The sequence below is a fragment of the Paraburkholderia xenovorans LB400 genome (assembly GCF_000013645.1).
Classification (GTDB): domain Bacteria; phylum Pseudomonadota; class Gammaproteobacteria; order Burkholderiales; family Burkholderiaceae; genus Paraburkholderia; species Paraburkholderia xenovorans.
This window is the reverse complement of sequence record NC_007951.1, coordinates 4,469,216-4,490,912: the sequence shown is the minus strand read 5'-3', so window position 1 is coordinate 4,490,912 and position 21,697 is coordinate 4,469,216. Positions and strand designations below refer to the sequence as shown.

General features: G+C 63.7%; 17 protein-coding genes. 12 read left to right on the top strand and 5 right to left on the bottom strand.

What is annotated here, in order from left to right:
* Positions 1-94: 94 nt before the first annotated feature.
* The gene (gene msrP, locus BXE_RS20150) at positions 95-1,090 is read left to right on the top strand and encodes a protein-methionine-sulfoxide reductase catalytic subunit MsrP (protein WP_011490040.1); all 996 of its coding nucleotides are present in this window, start codon (positions 95-97) and stop codon (positions 1,088-1,090) included.
* 11 nt (positions 1,091-1,101) lie between these two features.
* Positions 1,102-1,836, top strand: a complete 735-nt coding sequence (msrQ, locus tag BXE_RS20145; RefSeq protein WP_011490039.1) for a protein-methionine-sulfoxide reductase heme-binding subunit MsrQ — start codon at positions 1,102-1,104, stop codon at positions 1,834-1,836.
* 84 nt (positions 1,837-1,920) lie between these two features.
* Here msrQ and lysA read toward each other — a convergent pair whose 3' ends face one another.
* Both lysA and lptM read right to left on the bottom strand, forming a co-directional pair.
* Positions 1,921-3,183, bottom strand: coding sequence for a diaminopimelate decarboxylase (gene lysA, locus BXE_RS20140; RefSeq protein WP_011490038.1), 1,263 nt, complete (start codon positions 3,181-3,183; stop codon positions 1,921-1,923).
* Positions 3,184-3,192: 9 nt separating this feature from the next.
* Complete coding sequence (gene lptM, locus BXE_RS20135) at positions 3,193-3,525, bottom strand: LPS translocon maturation chaperone LptM (RefSeq protein WP_011490037.1); 333 nt, start codon at positions 3,523-3,525, stop codon at positions 3,193-3,195.
* Between the two features lie 35 nt (positions 3,526-3,560).
* On the opposite strand from lptM, the gene cyaY reads away from it, so the two are divergent.
* On the top strand, positions 3,561-3,878 hold the full coding sequence (cyaY, locus tag BXE_RS20130) for an iron donor protein CyaY (RefSeq protein WP_011490036.1): 318 nt from the start codon (positions 3,561-3,563) through the stop codon (positions 3,876-3,878).
* A gap of 127 nt (positions 3,879-4,005) precedes the next feature.
* Here the strand turns inward: cyaY and BXE_RS20125 are convergent, their stop codons facing one another.
* Positions 4,006-6,405 carry a penicillin-binding protein 1A gene (locus tag BXE_RS20125; RefSeq protein WP_011490035.1) on the bottom strand — a complete coding sequence of 800 codons (2,400 nt, stop codon included), beginning with the start codon at positions 6,403-6,405 and terminating at the stop codon, positions 4,006-4,008.
* A 253-nt stretch (positions 6,406-6,658) separates the two neighbouring features.
* Between BXE_RS20125 and pilM the strand changes: the two genes are divergently transcribed.
* The 7 genes from pilM (at position 6,659) to BXE_RS20090 (ending at position 14,132) form a co-directional block, all read left to right on the top strand.
* Positions 6,659-7,651 carry a type IV pilus biogenesis protein PilM gene (pilM, locus tag BXE_RS20120; RefSeq protein WP_011490034.1) on the top strand — a complete coding sequence of 331 codons (993 nt, stop codon included), beginning with the start codon at positions 6,659-6,661 and terminating at the stop codon, positions 7,649-7,651.
* On the top strand, positions 7,648-8,379 hold the full coding sequence (locus tag BXE_RS20115) for a hypothetical protein (protein ID WP_011490033.1): 732 nt from the start codon (positions 7,648-7,650) through the stop codon (positions 8,377-8,379). The genes pilM and BXE_RS20115 overlap by 4 nt, the downstream gene beginning before the upstream one ends.
* Positions 8,376-9,308, top strand: coding sequence for a hypothetical protein (locus BXE_RS20110; protein ID WP_038457265.1), 933 nt, complete (start codon positions 8,376-8,378; stop codon positions 9,306-9,308). Before BXE_RS20115 ends, BXE_RS20110 begins: the two co-directional genes overlap by 4 nt.
* The gene (locus BXE_RS20105; protein WP_081435544.1) at positions 9,305-11,011 is read left to right on the top strand and encodes a type IV pilus secretin PilQ; all 1,707 of its coding nucleotides are present in this window, start codon (positions 9,305-9,307) and stop codon (positions 11,009-11,011) included. The genes BXE_RS20110 and BXE_RS20105 overlap by 4 nt, the downstream gene beginning before the upstream one ends.
* Positions 11,012-11,217: 206 nt before the next feature.
* A complete protein-coding gene (locus BXE_RS20100) occupies positions 11,218-11,769 on the top strand; it encodes a shikimate kinase (protein ID WP_011490030.1) in 552 nt (183 codons plus the stop codon).
* Complete coding sequence (aroB, locus tag BXE_RS20095; RefSeq protein ID WP_011490029.1) at positions 11,769-12,854, top strand: 3-dehydroquinate synthase; 1,086 nt, start codon at positions 11,769-11,771, stop codon at positions 12,852-12,854. Before BXE_RS20100 ends, aroB begins: the two co-directional genes overlap by 1 nt.
* Before the next feature lie 72 nt (positions 12,855-12,926).
* Entirely contained in the window at positions 12,927-14,132 is a 1,206-nt protein-coding gene (locus tag BXE_RS20090; protein ID WP_011490028.1) for a deoxyguanosinetriphosphate triphosphohydrolase, read from the top strand.
* A 153-nt stretch (positions 14,133-14,285) separates the two neighbouring features.
* Here BXE_RS20090 and BXE_RS20085 read toward each other — a convergent pair whose 3' ends face one another.
* Both BXE_RS20085 and BXE_RS20080 read right to left on the bottom strand, forming a co-directional pair.
* Positions 14,286-14,666 (bottom strand): DUF883 family protein, encoded by a 381-nt coding sequence (locus BXE_RS20085; protein WP_007180171.1) that lies wholly within the window; start codon positions 14,664-14,666, stop codon positions 14,286-14,288.
* Between the two features lie 357 nt (positions 14,667-15,023).
* Positions 15,024-15,749 (bottom strand): OmpW/AlkL family protein, encoded by a 726-nt coding sequence (locus BXE_RS20080; RefSeq protein ID WP_011490027.1) that lies wholly within the window; start codon positions 15,747-15,749, stop codon positions 15,024-15,026.
* Positions 15,750-15,936: 187 nt separating this feature from the next.
* Here BXE_RS20080 and BXE_RS20075 point away from each other — a divergent pair, with 187 nt between their 5' ends.
* Together BXE_RS20075 and BXE_RS20070 are read left to right on the top strand one after the other, a co-directional pair.
* The gene (locus BXE_RS20075) at positions 15,937-16,644 is read left to right on the top strand and encodes a transposase (protein ID WP_007180173.1); all 708 of its coding nucleotides are present in this window, start codon (positions 15,937-15,939) and stop codon (positions 16,642-16,644) included.
* A gap of 305 nt (positions 16,645-16,949) precedes the next feature.
* The gene (locus BXE_RS20070) at positions 16,950-21,653 is read left to right on the top strand and encodes a glutamate synthase-related protein (RefSeq protein ID WP_011490026.1); all 4,704 of its coding nucleotides are present in this window, start codon (positions 16,950-16,952) and stop codon (positions 21,651-21,653) included.
* The last annotated feature ends 44 nt before the right edge of the window (positions 21,654-21,697 follow it).

The window sequence follows — 21,697 nt, the reverse complement described above, 5'->3', positions numbered from 1 at the left end:
TACCTATGGATGACTGTGACAAACGCCTGGGCGAGCGATCATCAATATGGCCTTTCAAGCTGTATGGACCGATGGGCCGGCAAGGAGTACCACTATGTGGATCAAGCGTAGCGACAGAATTCAACTCAGCGGCGACGACATTGCGCGCAGCGAAATCACGCCGCAGCGTGTTTTTCAGAACCGGCGGCGCGTGTTGCAGGCGGCCGGCGCGGTGGCGCTCGGCAGTCTGGTCGGTGTGAACGGCGAGGCGCTGGCGGCTTACGCGTCGCCGGACCCGAAGGCGCAGAAGCTGGCGGCGAAGACCAATACCCGATTCGTTGCGCTCGACAAGATCACGCCGTACAAGGACATCACGACGTATAACAACTACTACGAATTCGGCACCGACAAGGCCGATCCTGCGCGCAACGCCGGGACGCTGCGGCCGCATCCGTGGAAGGTGAGCGTCGAGGGCGAGATCAGGAATCCGAAAGTCTACGACATCGACGAATTGCTCAAGCTCGCGCCGCTCGAGGAGCGCGTGTACAGGATGCGCTGCGTGGAAGGCTGGTCGATGGTGATTCCGTGGATCGGCGTGCCGCTCTCGGAGCTGATCAAGCGCGTTCAGCCGACAGGCAACGCCAGATACGTGCAATTCATCACGCTGGCCGATCCGTCGCAAATGCCCGGACTCTCGACGCCCGTACTCGACTGGCCGTATTCCGAAGGTCTGCGCATGGACGAAGCGATGAATCCGCTGACCTTGCTGACAATGGGCCTCTATGGTCAGGTGCTGCCCAATCAGAACGGCGCGCCGGTGCGCGTGGTGGTGCCGTGGAAGTATGGTTTCAAGAGCGCGAAGTCGCTGGTGAAGATCCGCTTCCTCGACAAGCAGCCGCCGACCAGCTGGAACACGTACGCGTCTAACGAATATGGGTTTTATTCGAACGTGAATCCGAATGTCGACCATCCGCGCTGGAGTCAGGCGACCGAGCGGCGTATCGGCGAGGACGGTTTCTTCACACCCAAGCGCAAGACGTTGATGTTCAACGGCTACGGCGACCAGGTCGCGTCGCTTTATCAGGGCATGGACCTGAAGAAGAATTTCTAGGCGGCGCGATCATGGCTTCCGATACGCAACCTGCTGCTCAGCCCGTTCAGCCCGCTGTTCAGCCGCCTGCTCAGGCCGCGCGCCCAGCGTCGCGCGCGCAGCCGCCCGCGTCATCGGCGGCGGCGAGGCGGCCCGCAGCCGGCGCGCGCTGGATCGTGCCGGTCAAGATCGCGGTGTTTATCGCGGCGTGGTATCCGCTCGCGCGCATCGTGCTATTTGGCTTGACCGACCGGCTCGGCGCGAATCCCATCGAGTTCATTACGCGCTCGACAGGTCTGTGGACACTCGTCTTTCTCTGCATCACGCTGGCGGTGACACCGTTGCGCCGGCTCACCGGCGTCGCCGCGTTCGTGCGCTTTCGCCGCATGCTCGGTCTCTATGCGTTCTTTTACGCTACGCTGCATTTCACCACGTACCTGTGGTTCGACAAGTGGTTCGACGTCGCCGAGATCGTCAAGGACATCGGCAAGCGGCCGTTCATCACGGTGGGCTTCGCGGCGTTCGTGTTGCTGATCGCATTGGCCGCGACGTCGCCGCGTGCGATGGTGCGCAAGCTCGGGCGCCGCTGGCAGATGCTGCATCGGTCCATCTATGCGATCGGCGCGCTCGCGATCCTGCACTTCTGGTGGATGAAGGCGGGCAAGCATGATCTGATCTTGCCGAAGATTTACGGCGCGATCATGGTGGCGTTGCTTGGCTGGCGATTGGTCGTGTGGTTGCGTGACCGGATGTCGAAGGCGCATTGACCGGCGTCGAAACATCTCGCGTAAACAGAAAAAGGCGATGCCGCAGTGGCATCGCCTTTTTTACGTTCGCGTCACTATTGCAGGTTACGCTGGCAAAATCGTTTCGCCCACAAACAGTTGCCTGACCTCTTCGCGGGCGCGTGCCACATGCACTTGTGTACCATCAACCATCACCTCGGCCGCACGCGGACGGGTGTTGTAGTTGGAGCTCATCACGAAGCCGTACGCGCCGGCCGAGCGGATTGCCAGCAGATCGCCCGGTTCCACCGCCAGCAGGCGTTCGCGGCCGAGCCAGTCGCCGCTCTCGCAAACCGGACCGACCACGTCGTACACGTGGGCCGGCACGTCGCGCTTCACGACGGGATCGATTGCGTGATACGCCTCATACATGGCGGGGCGCGCGAGATCGTTCATGGCCGCGTCGACGATGGCGAAATTCTTTTCCGCGCCCGGCTTCAGAAATTCGACGCGCGTAAGCAGCACGCCTGCATTGCCGACCAGCGAGCGGCCCGGCTCGAAATACACTTCACGATGGCCGTGACCGCGCGCTTCGATGCGATCGAGCACGGTGCGCACGAACTCGCCGATCTCCGGCGGCGTTTCGTCGTCGTACGTGATGCCGAGGCCGCCGCCTACGTCGATGTGGCGAATCTTCAGGCCGTCCTGCTCGATCTGTTCGACCAGTTCCAGCACCTTGTCGACCGCGTCCAGATACGGGGCGGCTTCGGTGATCTGCGAGCCGATATGGCAGTCGATACCCACCACTTCGAGATTCGCCATGCCCGCGGCCGCCTGATACGTGGCGCGCGCGTCTTCGAATGCGACGCCGAACTTGTTCGACTTGAGGCCGGTGGAGATATACGGATGCGTCTTTGCGTCGACGTCGGGATTCACGCGCAGCGAGACGGGCGCCTTCTTGCCCATTTCCGCCGCGACCGCATTCAGGCGGTCGAGCTCGGGAATCGATTCGACGTTGAAGCATTTCACGCCGGCGGCGAGCGCCTCGCGCATTTCGTTCGCGTTCTTGCCGACGCCGGAAAACACCGTGTTTTCCGCTTTGCCGCCAGCGGCCAGCACGCGTGCCAGTTCGCCGCCGGACACGATGTCGAAGCCGGCGCCGAGGCGCGCGAACACATTCAGCACCGCGAGGTTGCTATTGGCCTTGACGGCGACGTGCACGCTTGCGCGGCGGCCGGCACAAGCGCCGGCGTAAGCGTTCCACGCCGCGGTGAGCGCGGCGCGCGAATACACGTACAGCGGCGTGCCGAACTGCTCGGCGAGGGAAACGGCGGATACGCCTTCGGCATGCAGCACGCCGTCGACGTAGTCAAATGCGGATCGAGTCATGCGAAAGTCTTATTGAACGGGTGTGGCAGCGGAAGCCGGCAGCGGAGCCGACGTAGCGGATGCAGGCGGCGTGGCGAGTTCGTTTTCCGGCGCCAACGAAAGCGGCGTGCCCGAGGTATCCGGAACGGTGCCCATGTCGGTGGAGGTTGCCGGGGCGGATGGCGCGACGTCCGGCGGGGTTTGCGTGCGATCGGTCGGCTTGGCCGGTAGCGGCGGCACGGTGGGCAAATAGAGCGAACCGCGTTGTCCGCAGCCGGCAAGTGCACAACCTGCGAGAATGGCCAAAACCGCTACAATCGCGCGGCCGGGCGCCGCCGCGCGCATCCGAGATACGACTCGCATGACTGTCCCTGAATAAATAATCGATGGAGTTTAGCATGTCCGATAGTGAATACCTGACCCGCGCGGAAGCCGCGCTAGCCGCCATCGAACGCGCGCTGGACGACACGGATGCCGACATCGAACTCGAGCGCAGCGGCAACGTCCTGACCCTCGAATTCGAGAATCGCTCGAAGATTATCGTCAACCTCCAGCCGCCCATGAGCGAGATCTGGATTGCCGCGAAAGCGGGCGGTTTCCACTTCCGTTTCGTCGATGGCGAGTGGCGTGACACGCGCAGCGGCACGGAGTTTTTCGCCGCGCTGTCGGAGTACGCGACGCAGCAAGCCGGCGAGCCGGTTCACTTCGAAGCGTAAAACGCGCAGTCTGGAGGAGCGCCGCAAACGCGGCTCCCGCGATCCCGATCATCCCGACTGCACAGGCAGAATGGCCGCGCATTCAGCGCGGCCATTCTGCTTTCTGAAGGGACTTCGAGCGGTGGCGTCAGTGGCCGCGGAACAGGTTCATGATGTCCTGCTTCTCCTGTTCGCCGACCTGCTCGGGCGCGGCCGCCGACGCGCCGCTCGCCTCGGCATCCAGCGCCGCCTGACTGATGCCGACCGTGGCGACGAAACCGTGCCCCGGCGTGAAGTCGTCGAAGTACAACTCCGAGCCGAGTTCGGTCAGGCCGTCGGGCATCGGCATCTTGTACTCCGGCACACCCTTGAGCGCGCGCCCCATGTATTCGACCCACACGGGCAATGACAGACCGCCGCCGGTTTCCTTGTCGCCGAGGCTGCGCGGATTGTCGTAGCCGATCCACGCGATGGCCGTGAGCGTGTGCTGATAACCGGCGAACCACGCGTCGCGCGAATCATTGGTCGTGCCCGTCTTGCCGGCGAGATCGGTGCGCTTGAGGACATTGGTCTTGGCGCCCGTGCCGCGTTGCGCCACGCTTTGCAGCAGGCTGTTCATCACGTACGCATTACGCGGTTCGATTGCGTGCGGCGCGCTTTGCGCCGCCACCAGCGGCTGCGCGTGCGCAACCACGATGCCGCGCTGGTCGGTAACTTCGGCGATCAGATACGGGTTGATCCGATAGCCGCCGTTGGCGAACACCGAGTACGCGCCCGCCATCTGCAACGGTGTGACGAGACCGGCGCCCAGCGCCATTGGCAGATAAGCCGGGTGACGATCCGCGTCGAAGCCGAAGCGCGTGATGTACTGCTGCGCGTACTTCGTGCCGATCTGGTTCAGGATGCGAATCGACACCAGGTTTTTTGAGCGCTGCAACGCCGTGCGCATGGTCATCGGGCCGTCGAAGCCGCCGCCATAGTTCTTCGGCTCCCACGCCTGGCCGCCGGTTTCAGCCGCGCTGAAAAAGAGCGGCGCGTCGTTGATGACGGTTGCCGGCCCGAGTCCCTTTTCGAGCGACGCCGAATAGATGAACGGCTTGAAGCTCGAACCCGGCTGACGCCACGCCTGAGTCACGTGATTGAACTTGTTCTTGTTGAAGTCGAAACCGCCGACCAGCGCACGGATCGCGCCATCTTGCGGAATCACCGAAACGAACGCGCCTTCCACTTGCGGCAATTGCGTGATCGACCAGTCGCCGTCGTCGTTCTTGACGAGCCGGATGATCGCGCCGGGCCGCACACGTTGATTCGGCTGAGCGCGCGGACCGAGCGCGAACTGCGCGAAGCGCAAGCCGTCGCCCTGGATCGTCGCGACATTGCCGTCGATGAAAGCGGCCTGCACCTGCTTCGGACTCGCCGCGGTGACCACGGCGGCAATGATTTCGCCGTTGTCCGGGTGTTCGAGCAGCGCGTCGTCGATGGCCTGTTCGCGGTCGTCGGCGTCGGACGGCAAATCGATGAACGCCTCCGGACCGCGATAACCGTGGCGCCGTTCGTAGTCCGTCAGACCTTTGCGCAGCGCCCGGTAAGCGACGTCCTGGTCGGCCGAATCGATCGTGGTCACCACGTTCAGGCCGCGCGTATAGGCTTCCTCGCGATATTGCGCGTACATCATCTGACGCACCATTTCCGCGACGTATTCCGCGTGCACGCTGAACTCCTTGCCCGCGCCCTTGACCACCAGCGGCTGCTTGCTCGCTTCGTCGTATTGTTCCTGGGTGATGTAGTGCAACTCGTACATGCGCTGCAGGATGTACTCCTGGCGCACCTTTGCGCGCTTCGGGTTGACCACCGGGTTATAGGCGGACGGCGCCTTGGGCAGTCCGGCCAGCATGGCGGACTCGGCCAGCGTCAGATCCTTCAGGTCTTTGCCGAAGTAAACGCGCGCCGCGCTTGCGAATCCGTACGCGCGTTGACCGAGATAGATCTGATTCATGTACACCTCGAGAATCTGATCTTTCGACAGCTTCGATTCGATCTTGTAGGCGAGCAGCATCTCGTAGATCTTGCGCGTGTAAGTCTTCTCGCTGGAGAGGAAGAAGTTGCGCGCCACCTGCATGGTGATCGTGCTCGCGCCCTGCGTGGCGTGGCCATTGGTCAGCGCGACGATACCCGCGCGCGCAATGCCGGTGAGGTCGACGCCGCCGTGGTCGTAGAAGCGCGCGTCTTCAATGGCGAGGATGGCCTTCTTCAGACTATCGGGCACGTCCTGAATGTGGACGATGTCGCGCCGTTCCTCGCCGAACTCGCCGATCAGCACGTGGTCGGCCGTATAGATGCGCAGCGGCACCTTGGGCCGGTAATCGGTCAATGCATCGAGCGACGGCAGATTGGGCGTGGCGACGACGAGCGCATAACCGAGCACCAGCAGCACGCACAGAATGCCTGCGACGATGAGACCCACGAAGCCGATGATGAGCTTCAGCCACAACGGGCGTTTGCGCTTCTGCGGCGCGGGCGGCGGGGACGTAGGAGACGTGGATTGCATATAGGCACCAAAAAACAGTCCCGCGATTATAGCCGCCTGGCTTTTCAGCTTTCGGCATGCTTACTGACACTTCTTCACAAGTCTGCGCGCCGCGCGGGAATGACTTCACTGTAGTCGCTTTGATGGCGCACAGGACGTGCGTTGCTCAACGTTAGCCGTTTGGCTGAGTGTCGCGCGGCGGCGCGGCTGCGCACAATTCTTCCTCATCACTCGCGTTCGAATGGTTCGTCGCGTGAGTTAGAGGGAGGGCGTCATGGCGTTGAAAAGATCCTGGCTTCAGGCAGTGCAACCCGGTGCGCAGCGTTTCGCTGCAGGGATCGACGTCGGTCCGCAGGCCGTGCGTCTGATCGTGCTCAGTCAGCGGGCGCGTCCGCCTGCCGCGCTGCATATCGAATACGTGAGCACCGTGCCGCTTGTCGCGGGTGCAATGGCCGGCGCCGAGATCGCCGACCGGCATGCGGTGGCGCGTGCGTTGCGCGACGCGTTTGCCGGACTGCCGCACGCGTGCGCCACACGCGCCCTGCGCTGCGCGATGGCGCTGCCCGCGTCGGCCACCCTGACCGCTACGGTGCCGCTCGCGCGGCTTGCCGCGCAGAGCGGTTGCGCGCAGGACGGCGGGCATCAGCTGGCTGAACTGGAGCCGGCGGTGATGAGCGAAGTCGAGCGCATTGCCGGGCTGGAAAGGCATGCGCTCGCCGTGGACTGGTATGTCGACGAAGCGCCTTCGCCAGTCCGCTCCGTAACCATTGCCGCCACCGCGCGGCAACATCTCGAAGCGCGAATCGAATGCGCGGCGATTGCCGGCATCTCGCTTACCGCCATCGACGGTGAGCCGCACGCGGCGTTACGCGCCATGCGCTACACGGCGAGCTACGAGCTCGATCCGCACGAGCCCTATGTCGCGTTGTGGATCGGCATGGACGGCGTATATGGCTGGCGGATCGTCGACGACGGCATAGCCAGAGAAATGCGCTACCCGGCGCCCGAACACACCGATCTCGCCGACGCATTGCGCGACCTGGCGCACGGCCCGGAGCTCGATTGTGCGTTGTTGAGCGGCGAGGTCGATCTGCTCGACGGCGTGGGTTTCACCATTGCGGATATCGCGGACGTGTTGGGCTGCACGGTGCTGCCGTTCGAATGCGCGGCGCTCGGTGGTCTCGAACGGGCGTTGACCGATCCGCTGTTGCACGAGCCGTCCGGTGCGGTGGCATTCGGGCTTGCGTTGCGCGGGGTGCTCGAATGACGGGCGGTCTGTTGCACGCGGAGGCCTCGAACACGAGGACGCCAATACGCGGCGGCGGCACGCGTTTCGCGCGGTCCTGGCTCGGCGGTTTCAATCTGCTGCCTTACCGGCAACGCAACGCGCGGCTCGCGCGTCGGCGGCGCATGCTCGAATGGATTGCAGCGGTGTGCGCCGGTGGCATCGCGGTGCTCGCATTGGCCGGCTGGCAGGCAGTCGAAAGGGCGCTGCTCGATGCGCGGCGCGCGTCGATCGAACAATCGCTCAAGCAATTGTCTGCGCCGCTCGCGGAGCACGCGGCATTGCTGCGGGCGCGAGACGAACAACGCCAGAACGCGGCGCGCGCAAAGAGCTTGTCCGAACCGCTTGCGCATTTACGCGATCTGCTCGATGCGCTCAGTTTCGAACCGGGCGACGGCGTGGTGTTGCGGCAGCTGCGTCACCGTGAAGACGAGACCGAATTGCTGGCGAGCTCGCGCGGCCATATCGCTTCGGCCGAGTGGCTCAAACGCCTCAGTGCGATTCATGGCGTGAAAGGGGCGGAGATGAGTGACCTGCATAGCGCGTCTTCACGCGGCGCTGCGGCTGCGGCCGCGCAGGCAAGCATGACTGGTCCGATCGAATTCGGCGCGCATCTGCGATGGAACGAGCCCGTGCAGAAAGCGGCTCGCGCGGCCGCGTCCGCGGCACCGCGTCCCGTGAAGTCCGAACAATCAGGAGGTACGAAATGAGTACGACGTTTGTCGAATCTGGCGGTGCGGCAAGCGAGCAACTGTCGCTTTCTTATTGGGTGAAACACGTGCGTTTGCCGCTCCATGCATGGAGCCGGCGTCGGCGGTGGGTGGTGGCGCTGCTGATCGCCGCATTGGTGTTCGGCCTTGGCGCACATGGCTGGGTTGTCGCCGACCTGGGTGGCGTCGAAGCGAGCCGCATGGCGTTGGAGGCCACCAGCCTGCGTCTCGCGAACGCAAGGCGCGCGCTTGCGCAATTGCCCGTGCTGCGCCGCGAGCTCGACGGGAGGCAGGGTGCCGCTCCGATCGCACGTTCATCTGGACCGTGGAGCATTGCCGAAGACCTGCGTCTCGTCTCCGAACTGGCCGCGCAGAATAGCGTCGAGTTGCTGGCGGTGGAACCCGGCGTTGCTGGCGGCGCGGGCGCTGACAGCATGCGTTCGCTGCAACTCACGGCGCGCACGGATTTCGTCCACTTGATGGCGTTTCTGCGCGGGTTGTCGGACCTGCCGGTGCTGATGGTGCCTGTGGATGTGACCGTCAAGCGGGATGCCGCCGCACTGTCGGTCAGCGCCACGCTGCGCGTATTCAATGCGCTGCGGCCGGCGCCATCGGCAGCTTCCGCGGAGGCCTTCGCCGAAGACAGCCTCGATTCGGATGACGAAGAAAACGTCGTTTTCTTCGATCCGTTTTCGCAGCCTCAGGTGCAGGCAGCAGGTGACTCGCCCGATGTTTCGCAACTGCGGCTGGTGGGATTGCTGCGTGATCGCACGCGTGGGCTGGCGTTGCTCGATACGCCTGATGGCGTCACGGCCGTGGAGCCCGGACAGCAGATCGGCGTGGAACGTGTCACGAGGCTGGACGCGTTCGGCATTACGCTCGCGAAGGGCAGCGCGACGCGCATGCTGGCGCTGACGGAGACTTCGTGATGAGACTCGCGAAGCCATTTCCGGTTGGATTGTTGGGCGTCGGCGCAGGTGTATCGCCCGGACTGAAAATATGTCTCGCTCTGTGTGTCAGCGCGGCGCTGGCTGTCGGGGGTGCGAGCGCGTCGACTCCACCGTTGCCGCCGTTGCCTGCCGGGATGCCGCTCGACGGTGCGGTTATGCCAGCCGATCCTCCGTACAGCGCGCCATCGCTGCCACGCGAAGTTACCGCCGACGTGCCCAATCCGTTTCGTCAGGATTCCGCAGACGATCCAGACGCATCGCCTGCCAGTGCGACGGCCGCCGATGCCGCCGCGGACGGGCCTGCCACCGACGTCAACGCCGCCACCGCCGCTGACGGCTCCGCGCCGCTACGCAGGCAATCTGCCGCAGCGGCGCGCGACAATGCCGCCGGCAGCAGCGCGCTCGAAGGTCCGCCGGTGCCGCTGCCGCCGCTCGCGCGTCTGAGCGGCGCGCCGCTCAGTGCCGCCGATGCCGGCCTCGCCCCCGACGACAAACCGCTCTCGCTGAATTTTCAGCGTGCCGAACTCGGCGCCGTGCTCAATGCGTTTGCCAGGTTCACGGGGCTGAACATCGTTGCGAGCGAGAGAGTGCGCGGTGCAGTCTCGCTACGGCTCGACAAGGTGCCGTGGCGCACCGCCTTCGACACCCTGCTCGACGTCAACGGCCTCGCGATGGAGCGGCACGGCAACGTGATCTGGGTCGCGCCGATTGCGGATCTGGCTGCGCGCGAGCGGCAGCGCTTCGAAGCGCACGCCCGGGCCGCCGATCTCGAGCCGCTCGCCAGCCGCACGTTCGAACTGCACTACGCGCATGCGGAGGACGTCAGGCGCCTGCTGACCGGTTCGGGCGCCCAGCGCGTCCTGTCCAAACGTGGTGCCGCGACCGCCGATCCGCGCACCAATCTGCTGTTCGTGACCGATCTGGAAGCGCGCCTCGCGCAGATTGCGGCGCTGCTCACCTCGGTTGACCGGCCGACGCGCCAGGTATTGATCGAAGCGCGTATCGTCGAGGGCGAACACGGTTTTTCGCGCAATCTCGGCGTGAAGCTCTCGATGGCGACCAGCAACGCCGACGGCAGCGCGAAAGGTTTGACCGACGCCGCCTACGATCTGTCGGCCCGCCCGATCGCCGGTTTCGATGCGGCGACCGCCGGTCTGACGTTATTCGCCGCCGGCGCGACGCGCTTGCTGAACATCGAGCTGAGCGCGCTCGAAGCACAGGGGCGCGGCGAAATCGTTTCGAGCCCGCGCGTGGTCACGGCGGACCGGATGAAGGCGGTGGTCGAGCAGGGCACCGAACTGCCGTATCAGGCGAAAGTGGGGCAGGGCGTATCGGGCGTGCAGTTTCGGCGCGCCACGCTCAAACTGGAGGTCGAGCCGCAAATCATGCCGGACGGCCGTGTGGTGCTGGACCTCGACGTCGCCAAAGACAGCGTCGGCGAACAGACCGACGCTGGGCCTGCGATCAACACCAAACACGTGCAAACGCGCGTCGAAGTCGAGGATGGTGGTACGGTGTCGATCGGCGGCATTTACGCGACCGACGACCGGGACGATGTGACGCAGGTGCCGCTCCTGGGCAAAATACCGGTTTTGGGCGCGCTTTTCCGCCATCGGGCTCATCGCGACCGGCGCAGCGAGCTGGCCGTGTTCATCACGCCGCGCGTCGTTCAGACAAATTAGGGCACGCTCCTGCCTCTGCCGGGAAAAACGCAGGGCGGCCCTAAGTTTTCCGCTTTACAGCGCGCCCACCCGGCGATTCCCATTGGGGCGCCGGGCGCGAAGCGACAGGGCTGGCGGCGCTCACGGGCGGCGCGCAGGCTCGACAAGGCAGCCGCTTTGCCAGTAAGCTGCGGCACGAACCATACCGGATTAGCCAGAGGACACCGTTGCAAGCGCGGGACGCACACGCCAATGTATTTTTTGTAGGGCTCATGGGGGCAGGAAAAACCACCGTGGGCCGGGCCATTGCGCGCCGTCTCGATCGTCCCTTCTTCGATTCCGACCATGAAATCGAGGCACGCACGGGCGCGCGCATCCCTGTGATCTTCGAGCTGGAGGGTGAAGCGGGCTTTCGCGAGCGCGAGGCGAACGTGATTTCCGAGCTCACCGCGCGCGAAAATATCGTGCTCGCGACCGGCGGCGGCGCGGTGCTGCGGCCGGAAAACCGCGAGGCGCTGCGAAATCGCGGAGTCGTGATTTATTTGCGCGCCAATCCGCACGACCTGTGGCTGCGCACCCGCCGCGACAAGAATCGCCCGCTTTTGCAGACCGAAGACCCCAAAGCGCGTCTCGAAGCCCTCTACGAAGTGCGCGACCCGTTATATCGGGAGTGCGCGCATTTCGTGATCGAAACTGGCCGGCCTTCGGTCAACGGACTCGTCAACATGGTTCTGATGCAGCTCGAGATGGCCGGCGTCGCCAAACTTCCTGCGTCATAATGGACCGTATGATTACCGTCAATGTCGAACTGGGCGAACGCGCCTACCCCATCCATATCGGTGCCGATCTGATCGGCCAGACCGCGTTGTTCGCGCCGCATATCGCCGGCAGTTCGGTCACCATCGTTACCAATACCACTGTCGACCCGCTGTACGGCGACAAGCTGCGCGCCGTGCTGGCGCCGCTCGGCAAGCAGGTGTCCACGGTCGTGTTGCCGGATGGCGAGGCGTACAAGAACCTCGAAACCCTGAACCTGATTTTCGACGCGCTGCTCGGTGCGCGGGCCGATCGCAAGACCACGCTGATCGCCCTGGGCGGCGGCGTGATCGGCGACATGACGGGTTTTGCGGCGGCCTGCTATATGCGTGGCGTGCCCTTCATCCAGGTGCCGACCACGTTGCTGTCGCAGGTGGATTCATCGGTGGGCGGCAAGACGGGCATCAATCACCCGCTCGGCAAGAACATGATCGGTGCGTTCTACCAGCCGCAGGCCGTGATTGCCGATATCGGCGCGCTGCATACGCTGCCGGCGCGTGAACTGGCGGCGGGCGTCGCCGAAGTGATCAAGACCGGCGCCATTGCCGACGCGGGTTTCTTCAACTGGATCGAAGCCAATATCGAGGCATTGAATCGCTGCGAGCCCGCCGCACTCGCCGAGGCGGTCAAGCGGTCGTGCGAGATCAAGGCGTCGGTGGTTGCGCAGGACGAGCGTGAAGGCGGACTTCGCGCCATCCTCAATTTCGGCCACACCTTCGGCCATGCGATCGAAGCCGGTCTCGGCTACGGCGAGTGGCTGCATGGCGAGGCGGTCGGCTGCGGCATGGTGATGGCGGCGGATCTGTCCGTGCGCATGGGTTATCTCGACGAAGCCGCGCGCAAGCGTCTGGTCGACGTGATCGTCGCCGCCCATTTGCCGACCCGGGCGCCCGCGCTCGGCGACTCGCGCTATGTCGAACTCATGCGGGTCGACAAGAAGGCGGAAGCCGGCGCGATCAAATTCATTCTGCTGAAGCGTTTCGGTGAGACGCTGATCACCCAGGCGCCCGATGCCGAGGTGCACGCCACGCTGGCCGCTGCCGTCTGAATCTGGCGAGGCATCCAGCAACGCATCACGCACCCCGCGTCACGAGGCGCCGCCCATGTTTCGGAGAACCCGGTGACTGACAGGCGCAGCGACGTTGTAAAGCATGACCCGGCGGCAGGCGCGGCCAAAACCGGCGTGCCGACGCAGGAAGCACTCGAAGCTCACCTCGCGCCGTACGCCGCGCATTCCGCGCAGTCACGCGGCCGCCGCTTTCCGGAAGCCGCTCCCAGCGCGCGCACCGAATTCCAGCGGGACCGCGACCGTATCGTTCATTCGACGGCATTCCGCCGGCTCGAATATAAAACGCAGGTGTTCGTGAATCACGAAGGCGACCTGTTTCGCACGCGTCTGACTCACAGCCTGGAAGTCGCGCAGATCGCGCGTTCGGTCGCGCGCAATCTGCGTGTGAACGAGGATCTCGTCGAGGCCATTTCGCTCGCCCATGATCTGGGCCACACACCTTTCGGCCACGCGGGTCAGGACGCGCTCAACGAATGCATGCGCGAGCATGGCGGTTTCGAGCACAATCTGCAGAGCCTGGCGGTAGTCGACGATCTGGAAGAACACTACGGCGCGTTCAACGGCCTGAACCTCTGCTTCGAAACGCGCGAAGGGATTCTCAAGCATTGCTCACGCGAGAACGCCCGGCGACTCGGCGCGCTGGGCGAGCGCTTTCTGGAAGGGCGGCAGCCGTCCATCGAGGCGCAGATCGCGAACGTTGCCGACGAGATCGCCTACAACAACCACGATGTCGACGACGGCTTGCGCTCGGGCCTGCTCACGGTGGAGCAACTCGCGGAAGTGGAGTTATGGCAGGTGCACTACGAGGCGGCGCGCAGCGACTTTCCGCAGATCGAAGGGCGCAGGCTCATTCACGAGACGGTGCGCCGCATCATCAATACGCTGATCGTCGATCTGATCGATACGACCAAGCTGAATCTCGACCGGCACACGCCGACGTCGCTCGACGCCGTGCGCGCGGCGCCCGCGCTCGTCGCGCACAGCGAAACGATCGCCGCGCAGGCGGCCGCGCTCAAGCGCTTTCTGTTCAAGAACCTGTATCGCCATTACCGCGTGATGCGCATGGCCAACAAGGCGCGCCGCGTCGTCGCCGGCCTGTTCGACGCGTTCACGGACGACCCGCGGTTATTGCCGCCGGGCTATCAGTCAACCGACGCATTGCAGCAGCCGCGCCTCATTGCCCACTACATCGCGGGAATGACGGATCGGTATGCGGTGAAGGAATACCAGCGGTTGTTCGTGATCGACGACAACTGAGCAGCACGGCCCGAGGCTGCGCGCGCCGGCGCCTCCGACCCCTCCGACCCCGCACAATCTCGACCCGGCATCCGTCTGCGGCGGTATGCCGCTGAACCGACGTGCGAGCCGCCCTGCTGAGGCGGCCCTGCCTGTCGCCCTCCGCCTCGTGCTTTAACGCAGCCGCGAGGCGAACAGCGCGCCGGCAATCAATGCCACGCCGCCGACGATCGCGATTGTCTGCCACGGATTTTCGTGGACGTAGTCGTCGGCGTCGGAGATCGCGACTTCGGCGCGTTCGCGCACGGCTTCGCGCGTGTCGTTCAAGCGGGCGCGCGCCACTTCGAGTTGCTTGCGAAGTTTGCTGCGCAGCGCCACCGCGTCAGCCTGGGTGCCGTCCGCCAATGTGGATTCGAGTTCCGACATTAGCGTGCGCAGTTCGCCTGCGATATCTTCGGCCGCATGGCGGCTGTGGCGAGCGATACGCCGCGCACGGCGGCTGGTGCTGGTCCACGATTCGCCGAGGGCGTCTCGCGTATTCGGAAGTGCAGTCATGGTCGCTCCGTCGATGAGGTGAAAGGGTCCCGCGTTGTCATGCATTGTTGCGAAGACGCAGGCTCACGCCGCGACGCGGGAAACACCCTGCGGACGCAACTTTGGTGCCAAACTCCGCAGCCCCCACGCGCCGTGGCGCGGCCGCGCATTCGTCAGCAGATATTGCACCAGCCGATGCATTTGCGGGTCAAATTTACAAATGCCTACGCTTGTGCTCCGCGTTTCTTCCAGACGCGCCAGCCGCGGCCTTGCCAGGCGCACATAAAAGTGAAAACGCCGTCATGGGATATATGACGGCGTTGTCCAAGCCACGAAAATTCGACTACCCTACCTAACGACCCCTAATTTTCCGAAGGGTTAGAAACGGTAACCGATGTTGACGTACGTAACGATCGGGTTCAGCTTGATCTTCGTTTGTGATTGCACGTTCAGCGTGCCGACCGGTGTGTTCGCAGCAGTGCTCAGCTTGGCGGTCGTGCTGAGCGGCAGGTACGACACCGAAAAGCCCGCGAACCAGTGCTGGTTGAAGGCGTAAGTGAAGCCGGCATTAAACACCGGCTCCCACGAACTATCCGTAGTGACGCTGGTCGGACCATGCAGAACGTTTGCCTCGAATGCGCTGTTGGTGATCTTTTCGTCGGTGAACCAGATACGGCTCACGCCAACGCCGAGATACGGACGGAAAGCAGCGGTCGGTGCGTTGAAGTAGTACTTGAACAGCAGAGTCGGGCTCCACTGTTTCGCCTGGCCCAGCTTGCCGAATTGGGCGAGGCTGCCCGAGCCCTCCAGGTCGAATGAAGGCGGGTAGCCGACCACGAGTTCGGCCGCGATGTGGTCAGTAACGAAGTAGCCGGCGGTGATGCCAATGGTGTCGGCTGAACTGAGTGATGCGCCTGTGTTGGCTTCTGTGATGTTGGTCGGGCTGCCGCCAATGCTTGTCACCTTCAACGGTTCACTGTTCGATTGAGGTGCGAGATGGAACCAGCCTGTCGTGACGTAAAAGCTTCCGGCCGATTGCGCGTGAGCTGCCGTTGTCATGCAGGCTAGCGCCGCGATCCCCGTTACGGCCTGTTTTAATTTCATATGTGCTCCTCCAGAAAAGGCCCGCTCATTATGACGAGAACGTTTGAAACAAACCATACGCGGCGGTTAGAGCTTTCTCCCTAAGCTCCGCGCGGTTTCTGGCTCTGCCGCGCCGCGCCGAACCTTGCGCGGATGCGGTTCTTCGGACCTTCGGGTATGTACCAACGCGACTATTGGATACTCCAGCATGGCACGGCTTGCACGTCTCTATGTCCCTGACCAGCCGCAGCACGTCATCCTCCGCGGCCTTGATCAGCAACCCGCATTCGTCGACGATCAGGACTACGAGCTCTTCATCGATTGTCTAAAAGCGGCTTCACGCGACCATCACTTATCGATCCACGCCTATGCGTTGATGCCGGGCGCGGTGCAACTGCTCGTCACGCCGACCGAGGAGTCGAGTCTGCCGAAGGCGATGCAGGCGGTGGGGCGCCGCTATGTGGCGCACTTCAACCGGCGCTACGCGCGCCGCGGCACCTTGTGGGAAGGCCGCTATCGCGCCACGGTGATCGAAGGCGAGCGCTACTTCCTGCTGGCGAGCCGCGTTGTCGAGATGTGTCCGGTGCGTGCCGGGCTCGTGAGCGCGCCGGAGGATTACCGCTGGTCGAGCTATCGCCATCACATCGGGCTGACGCTCGACAGCCTGATCACCGATCACCCGCTGTACTGGTCGCTCGGCAATACGCCGTTCGAACGGCAGCGCGCGTACCGTGAACTGTGCGAGCAACCGCTCGACGAACGCGAAGCCAGCCAGCTTCAGCAGGCCACGCTGAAGGGCTGGGTTCTGGGCAGCGACACGTACCGCGAATGGGCGGCGCGGGCCGCCAACCGGCGGGTATCGCCGCTGCCGCGCGGGCGGCCGCGCAAGGTGCGCGAGACGCCGCAGCAGCAATAAAGCGTTTCGCATCAAAGGGCTGCATCGGAACGGCATCTTCGCATGCCGTTTTCTTTTGCACGATATTGATGTGGCACCAATAAAAACTGGCTGCGATGCACCAACATGATAATTGGGGTTCAATCATCACGTTTTATTTGCTATTCCATTGATTCGTCGCGTATATTCCGAATTCCGGCGCTTTTTGACACGGGTAGCATCGAGCGTTGAGCGCGCCGTCGTGTTGCGAACGCGGTTACGAATCGCACTGCGGCAATAGAAAAATGGTTTAACGGCCTGTCCGGCCCCTCACAGACGGTGTCCCCATGAACGACCACCAGCAACCGATCCACCCGGTTCCCGCCGCGCAAGGTCTGTACGACCCGCAAAACGAGCACGACGCCTGCGGCGTCGGCTTTGTCGCTCACATCAAGGGCAAGAAAAGCCACGAGATCATCGAGCAGGGTCTGAAGATTCTCGAGAACCTCGACCACCGGGGCGCCGTCGGCGCCGATCCGCTGATGGGCGACGGCGCGGGCATCCTGATCCAGATTCCGGACGGCTTCTACCGTGAGGAAATGGCGAAGCAGGGCGTGGTACTGCCGCCGCACGGCGAATACGGCGTCGGCATGGTCTTCCTGCCGAAGGAGCACGCGTCGCGTCTCGCCTGTGAACAGGAGCTGGAGCGCACGGTGAAGGCCGAAGGCCAGGTGGTGCTCGGCTGGCGCGACGTGCCGGTCGACCACACCATGCCGATTTCGCCCACCGTCAAGGCGAGCGAGCCGCTGATCCGCCAGATCTTCATCGGCCGCGGCAAGGACATCATGGTGACGGACGCGCTCGAGCGGAAGCTGTACGTGATCCGCAAGACCGCGAGCCACCGCATCCAGGCGCTCAAGCTCAAACACGGCAAGGAATACTTCGTGCCGTCGTGCTCGGCGCGCACGGTTGTCTACAAGGGGCTGCTGCTCGCCGGCCAGGTTGGCGTGTATTACCGCGACCTGCAGGACGAGCGCACGGTGTCGGCACTGGCGCTGGTGCATCAACGCTTCTCGACCAACACGTTTCCGGCATGGGAGCTGGCTCACCCGTACCGCATGATCGCCCACAACGGCGAAATCAACACGGTGAAGGGCAACGTCAACTGGCTGAACGCCCGTACCGGCGCCATCGCGTCGCACGTGCTCGGCGACGATCTGCCGAAGCTCTGGCCGCTCATCTATCCGGGCCAATCCGATACAGCGTCGTTCGACAACTGTCTCGAACTGCTGGTAATGGCCGGCTACCCGCTCGTCCACGCCATGATGATGATGATCCCGGAAGCCTGGGAGCAGCACACGCTGATGGACGACAACCGCCGCGCGTTCTACGAGTACCACGCCGCGATGATGGAGCCGTGGGACGGCCCCGCTGCAATCGCCTTTACCGACGGCCGTCAGATCGGCGCCACGCTCGACCGTAACGGCCTGCGTCCGGCGCGCTACATCGTCACGGACGACGACCTCGTCATCATGGCGTCGGAAGCCGGCACGCTGCCTATCCCCGAGTCGAAGATCGTCAAGAAGTGGCGTCTGCAGCCGGGCAAGATGTTCCTGATCGACATGGAGCACGGCCGCATCATCGACGACAAGGAACTGAAGGACAACCTCGCGAACGCCAAGCCGTACAAGAGTTGGATCGACGCCGTGCGTATCAAGCTCGACGAAATCGAGGCGAAGGCCGAAGACGTGGCCACGGAACGCCGCGAAGCCGCTGCTTTGCTCGATCGCCAGCAGGCGTTCGGCTACACGCAGGAAGACCTCAAGTTCCTGATGGCACCAATGGCGCAAGCCGGCGAAGAAGCGGTCGGCTCGATGGGCAACGACTCGCCGCTGGCGGTCATGTCCAACAAGAACAAGACGCTGTATCACTACTTCAAGCAGCTGTTCGCGCAAGTGACGAACCCGCCGATCGACCCGATCCGTGAAAACATGGTGATGTCGCTGGTGTCGTTCGTCGGTCCGAAACCGAACCTGCTCGACACGAACAACATCAACCCGCCGATGCGCCTCGAAGTGTCGCAGCCGGTGCTCGACTTCAAGGACATCGCAAAGATCCGCGCGATCGATCAGTACACGGGCGGCAAGTTCAGTTCGTATGAACTGAACATCTGCTATCCGGTGGCATGGGGCAAGGAAGGCATCGAAGCGCGCCTTGCCTCGCTGTGCGCGGAAGCCGTGGATGCGGTGAAGTCCGGCTACAACATGCTGATCGTGTCGGACCGCAAGACCGACCGCGACAACGTCGCAATTCCGGCGCTGCTGGCCACTGCCGCGATCCACACGCACCTCGTGCAGCAAGGTCTGCGCACGAGCACGGGTCTGGTCGTCGAAACCGGCTCGGCGCGTGAAACGCACCACTTCGCGCTGCTCGCGGGCTACGGCGCGGAAGCCGTGCACCCATACCTCGCAATGGAAACGCTCGGTCAGCTCGCAGCGGGCCTGAAGGGTGACCTGTCGCCGGAGAAGGCGGTCTACAACTTCACCAAGGCGGTCGGCAAGGGTCTGCAGAAGGTCATGTCCAAGATGGGCATTTCGACCTACATGTCGTACACGGGCGCGCAGATTTTCGAAGCCGTTGGCCTTGCTGAAGATCTGGTGCAGAAGTACTTCAAGGGCACATCGTCGAAGGTGGGCGGCATCGGCCTGTTCGACGTGGCGGAAGAAGCGATCCGTCTGCATCGCGACGCGTTCGGCGACAACCCGGTCCTCGCCAACATGCTCGACGCCGGCGGTGAATACGCGTACCGCGTGCGCGGCGAAGAACACATGTGGACGCCGGATGCGATCGCCAAGCTGCAGCACTCGGCACGCAGCAACTCGTACCAGACGTACAAGGAATACGCGCATCTGATCAACGATCAGACCAGGCGTCACATGACGTTCCGCGGCCTGTTCGAATTCAAGTTCGATCCGACCAGGGCCATCCCGCTCGACGAAGTCGAACCGGCGAAGGAAATCGTCAAGCGTTTCGCCACCGGCGCGATGTCGCTCGGCTCGATCAGCACGGAAGCGCACGCCACGCTGGCTATCGCCATGAACCGGATCGGCGGCAAGTCGAACACGGGCGAAGGCGGCGAGGACGTGAACCGTTACCGCAACGAATTGCGCGGCATTCCGATCAGGAACGGCGACACGATGAAGTCCGTGATCGGCGACGAAGTGATCGTCGACATTCCGCTGAAGGATGGCGATTCGCTGCGCTCGAAGATCAAGCAGGTGGCGTCGGGCCGTTTCGGCGTGACGGCGGAATACCTCGCCTCCGCTGATCAGATCCAGATCAAGATGGCGCAAGGCGCGAAACCGGGCGAAGGCGGTCAGTTGCCGGGCCACAAGGTGTCGGAATACATCGGCAAGCTGCGTTACTCGGTGCCGGGCGTCGGGCTGATTTCGCCGCCGCCGCACCATGACATCTACTCGATCGAAGATCTGGCGCAGCTGATTCACGACCTGAAGAACGCCAACTCGGCAGCCAGCGTCTCGGTGAAGCTGGTGTCGGAATCGGGCGTCGGTACGGTTGCCGCGGGTGTTGCGAAGGCCAAGGCCGATCACGTCGTGATCGCCGGCCATGATGGCGGCACGGGCGCGTCGCCGCTGTCGTCGGTGAAGCATGCCGGCACGCCGTGGGAACTGGGTCTGGCCGAAACGCAGCAAACGCTGGTGCTGAACCAGTTGCGCGGCCGTATCCGCGTGCAGGCCGACGGTCAGATGAAGACCGGCCGCGACGTCGTGATCGGCGCGCTGCTCGGCGCGGACGAGTTCGGTTTCGCGACGGCGCCGCTCGTGGTCGAAGGCTGCATCATGATGCGCAAGTGCCACCTGAACACCTGCCCGGTCGGCGTCGCGACGCAAGATCCGGTGCTGCGCGCGAAGTTCCAGGGCCAGCCGGAACACGTCGTGAACTTCTTCTTCTTCGTTGCGGAAGAAGCCCGCGAAATCATGGCGCAACTGGGCATCCGCAAGTTCGAGGACCTGATCGGCCACGCCGAACTGCTCGACACGAAGAAGGGCATCGAGCACTGGAAGGCGAAGGGTCTCGACTTCTCGCGCGTGTTCTATCTGCCGCAAGTGTCGGCTGAAGTGGCGCGCAAGCATGTCGACGTGCAGGACCACGGTCTGGACAAGGCACTCGACCACACGCTGATCGAGAAGGCGAAGGCCGCGATCGAGAAGGGCGAGCACGTCTCGTTCATCCAGCCGGTGCGTAACGTGAACCGTACGGTCGGCGCCATGCTGTCCGGCACGATCGCGAAGAAGTACGGCCACGACGGCCTGCCCGACGACACAATTCACATCCAGCTGAAGGGCACCGCGGGTCAGAGCTTCGGCGCGTTCCTCGCGAAGGGCGTCACGCTGGATCTGGTCGGCGACGGTAACGACTACGTCGGCAAGGGCCTGTCGGGCGGCCGCATCATCATCCGTCCGACCAACGATTTCCGCGGCAAGTCGGAAGAGAACATCATCTGCGGCAATACGGTGATGTATGGCGCGATCGAAGGCGAAGCGTTCTTCCGCGGCGTGGCGGGCGAGCGTTTCTGCGTGCGTAACTCGGGCGCGACGGCGGTTGTCGAAGGCACGGGCGACCACGGCTGCGAATACATGACGGGCGGCACGGTGGTCGTGCTCGGCGAAACGGGCCGTAACTTCGCGGCCGGCATGTCGGGTGGCGTCGCCTACGTGTTCGATCCGGACAACACGTTCGCGGGCAAGTGCAACAAGTCGATGGTCGCGCTCGATCCGGTCCTGCAACAGGCCGAACAGGAACGCACGGTCGACAAGGGCCTGTGGCACACCGGCACGACCGACGAAGCGCTGCTCAAGGGACTCATCGAGCGTCACTTCCAGTTCACGGGCTCGCCGCGTGCAAAAGCGCTGCTCGAAAACTGGGACGCGTCGCGCCGTCAGTTCGTGAAGGTGTTCCCGACCGAATACAAGCGCGCGCTGGGCGAAATGGCCGCGAAGAAGGCGAACAAGGAAGTGCTCGCCGCTTGACCGGCCCTAAGCCAAAGACGTCACAACCAAGCCGTACCCGCCGC

What these genes read in the sequence shown, in the direction of transcription:
- BXE_RS20115 (WP_011490033.1), top strand. Translation starts at nt 7,648, where the DNA reads ATGACGGGCGGTCTGTTGCACGCGGAGGCCTCGAACACGAGGACGCCA.
- msrQ (WP_011490039.1), top strand. Translation starts at nt 1,102, where the DNA reads ATGGCTTCCGATACGCAACCTGCTGCTCAGCCCGTTCAGCCCGCTGTT.
- BXE_RS20070 (WP_011490026.1), top strand. Translation starts at nt 16,950, where the DNA reads ATGAACGACCACCAGCAACCGATCCACCCGGTTCCCGCCGCGCAAGGT.
- BXE_RS20125 (WP_011490035.1), bottom strand. Translation starts at nt 6,405, where the DNA reads ATGCAATCCACGTCTCCTACGTCCCCGCCGCCCGCGCCGCAGAAGCGC.
- lptM (WP_011490037.1), bottom strand. Translation starts at nt 3,525, where the DNA reads ATGCGAGTCGTATCTCGGATGCGCGCGGCGGCGCCCGGCCGCGCGATT.
- BXE_RS20080 (WP_011490027.1), bottom strand. Translation starts at nt 15,749, where the DNA reads ATGAAATTAAAACAGGCCGTAACGGGGATCGCGGCGCTAGCCTGCATG.
- aroB (WP_011490029.1), top strand. Translation starts at nt 11,769, where the DNA reads ATGGACCGTATGATTACCGTCAATGTCGAACTGGGCGAACGCGCCTAC.
- pilM (WP_011490034.1), top strand. Translation starts at nt 6,659, where the DNA reads ATGGCGTTGAAAAGATCCTGGCTTCAGGCAGTGCAACCCGGTGCGCAG.
- BXE_RS20110 (WP_038457265.1), top strand. Translation starts at nt 8,376, where the DNA reads ATGAGTACGACGTTTGTCGAATCTGGCGGTGCGGCAAGCGAGCAACTG.
- BXE_RS20085 (WP_007180171.1), bottom strand. Translation starts at nt 14,666, where the DNA reads ATGACTGCACTTCCGAATACGCGAGACGCCCTCGGCGAATCGTGGACC.
- BXE_RS20075 (WP_007180173.1), top strand. Translation starts at nt 15,937, where the DNA reads ATGGCACGGCTTGCACGTCTCTATGTCCCTGACCAGCCGCAGCACGTC.
- msrP (WP_011490040.1), top strand. Translation starts at nt 95, where the DNA reads ATGTGGATCAAGCGTAGCGACAGAATTCAACTCAGCGGCGACGACATT.
- cyaY (WP_011490036.1), top strand. Translation starts at nt 3,561, where the DNA reads ATGTCCGATAGTGAATACCTGACCCGCGCGGAAGCCGCGCTAGCCGCC.
- lysA (WP_011490038.1), bottom strand. Translation starts at nt 3,183, where the DNA reads ATGACTCGATCCGCATTTGACTACGTCGACGGCGTGCTGCATGCCGAA.